Annotated in this window: 1 protein-coding gene and 1 pseudogene; one reads left to right on the forward strand and one right to left on the reverse strand. The window is 64.8% G+C overall.

The genetic code is table 11. The annotated features are described in order from the left end of the window. Nucleotides 1–637, reverse strand: a pseudogene (locus tag H3O04_RS35010) (RNA-guided endonuclease InsQ/TnpB family protein); the annotation flags it as partial. A gap of 92 nt (nt 638–729) precedes the next feature. Between H3O04_RS35010 and H3O04_RS35015 the strand changes: the two are divergent. After that, nucleotides 730–2,319, forward strand: a complete 1,590-nt coding sequence (locus H3O04_RS35015) for an ABC transporter substrate-binding protein (RefSeq protein ID WP_124476787.1) — start codon at nt 730–732, stop codon at nt 2,317–2,319. Nucleotides 2,320–2,371: the final 52 nt, after the last annotated feature.

Genomic DNA, 2,371 nt, shown 5'->3' on the forward strand with positions numbered 1-2,371 from the left:
GCTTCGCGATATGCCGCTTGTGCTTTCGCGCCCGTTGCGCTTTCGCCAGCTTTTCCGCCGCTCGTCGACCGAACTGGTCATTGGGCAGCTTCTCGCCGGTCGAAAGTGTGGCGAAGTCTTTCAGGCCGAGATCGATGCCGACGCCGGAACGGATCGGGCGGGCCTGAACGTCGGGTACTTCGATCACGATGTTGAGAAACCAATTGCCGCGCGCATCCTGCGCAAAGTTGGTCCCGTCCTTGATCTTGCCTTCAGGAAGCGCCCGGCTGTTGAACACGCGGAAGGTGTTGCCGGCAAAGCGAAACGCTTCGCCTTCGCGCTTCAGGTCACGCCCCTTCAGCGGCACCCAGCCCAGCGACTTCCTGCCGCGATAACGCAGATACGGGCGACGGTGCTGGCTGCGCGACTTCGCGTATTGCTCGCACGTGGCGTTGACCGTGCCGGAGTGAATACCGAGTTCCTTGCTGCTGCCGGTCGTCAGCACGTTCAGATCAAAACCCGTCGGCCATTTCTTATTCCACTTGAGCGCGTGCTTCTGCGTGTCGTTGCAGAAGTTCCAGACGTAGTTCACCGCACGGCTCTGCTTGTTAAGCAGTCCGTTGAGCGACTTCACCCGGTAGCGGTAGACAAGAATCATGCCGGTGATCCTAACCCGTGGAAGAAGCTGCCTGTCAACCCCACGCCTTTCCTTCCCGCCATCAATGGCGGGGTTTCTCGGAGCAAATTCTGATGAAGCACCTGCTGTCCCGGCTGTTCGTCAGCGCCGCGCTCGTCGCGCTTGTTCCGGCGCTGCCGGCGCAGGCTGCCACGCCGCCCGGCATCTTCGTCGTCGCCACGCAACTCGGCGAATTCACGACCCTCGACCCGAGCGGGATCTACGAGCTGGTGCCGTCCGAATACGTCGCGAACACCTACGAACGGCTGGTGCGCGTCGACCTGAAGGACCCGACGCGCTTCGACGGACAGATCGCGCAATCGTGGACGGTCGGCGCCGACGGCGTGACCTACACGTTCAAGCTGCGCCCGGGCCTCACGTTCCATTCCGGCAATCCGGTCACCGCCGACGACGTCGCGTGGTCGCTGCAGCGCACCATCCTGCTCGACAAGGGGCCGGCCGGCGTGCTCGCCGATCTCGGCCTCACGAAGGCGAACGTCACGCAGAAGGTGCGCGTGGTCGATCCGCAAACCGTCGTGCTCGAAACCGACCGCAAGTACGCGCCGAGCTTCGTGCTCAACGTGCTGAGCGCGTGCCCGGCCTCGGTCTTCGACAAGAAGCTGCTGCTGTCGCACCAGCAAGGCAACGATTTCGGCAGCGGCTGGCTGCGCACCAACGATGCGGGCTCGGGCCCGTACCAGCTCGTCAAGTGGACGCCGAACGAAACCATCGTGCTGCAGCGCTTCGACAAATACCGCACGCCGTATCCGATGAAGCGCGTGGTGCTGCGCCACGTACCCGAAGCGTCCGCGCAACGGCTGCTGCTGGAGAACGGCGACGCCGACGCCGCGCGCAACCTGAGCCCCGACAGCCTCGCCGCGCTGTCGAAGGCCGGCAAGATCAAGGTCGCGTCGTGGCCGGTTTCGGCGCTGCTGTACCTGAGCCTGAACACGAAGAACCCGAACCTCGCGAAGCCCGACGTGCAGCAGGCGATGAAATGGCTCGTCGACTACGACGGCATCCAGCGCAACATCGTCAGCACCACCTACAAGGTGCATCAGACCTTCCTGCCCGAAGGCTTCCTCGGCGCATCGAACGCGCGGCCGTACAAGCAGGACGTCGCGAAGGCGAAGGCGCTGCTCGCGAAGGCCGGCCTGCCGAACGGTTTCGACGTGACGATGGACATGCCGAACGACTATCCGTACCTCGAGATCGCGCAGGCGCTGCAGGCGAACTTCGCGCAGGGCGGCATCCGCGTGAAGCTGATCCCGGGCGACGCGAAGCAGGCGATCGGCAAGTACCGCGCCCGCCAGCACGACATCTTCGTCGGCGAATGGTCGCCCGACTACATGGACCCGAACAGCAACGCGCGCGGTTTCGCGTGGAATCCGGACAACTCGGACCAGTCGCCGACCAAGATGCTCGCGTGGCGCAACAGCTGGGACATTCCGCAACTGACGAAGGACACCGAGGCCGCGCTCGTCGAGCCGTCGCCCGCGAAGCGCGCGCAGCGTTACGAAGCGCTGCAGAAGGCCGTGCTCGCGAACTCGCCGTTCATCATCATGTTCGAGAAGGTCGTGCAGGTCGCCACGCGTCCCGGCGCGACCGGGCCGGAAATCGGGCCGATCAACGATCTCGTGTCGTACCGGACGCTCGCGAAGTAATCGCGGCGGCCTGCCCGCGTGGCCACGCCGCCGCGCGGGTCATCGCCGCGGG

The organism is Burkholderia sp. KCJ3K979 (assembly GCF_016759955.1).
In the GTDB taxonomy this organism is placed as follows: domain Bacteria; phylum Pseudomonadota; class Gammaproteobacteria; order Burkholderiales; family Burkholderiaceae; genus Burkholderia; species Burkholderia orbicola.

Coding starts and splice junctions, on each gene's coding strand:
- H3O04_RS35015 (WP_124476787.1), top strand. CDS start 730: ATGAAGCACCTGCTGTCCCGGCTGTTCGTCAGCGCCGCGCTCGTCGCG.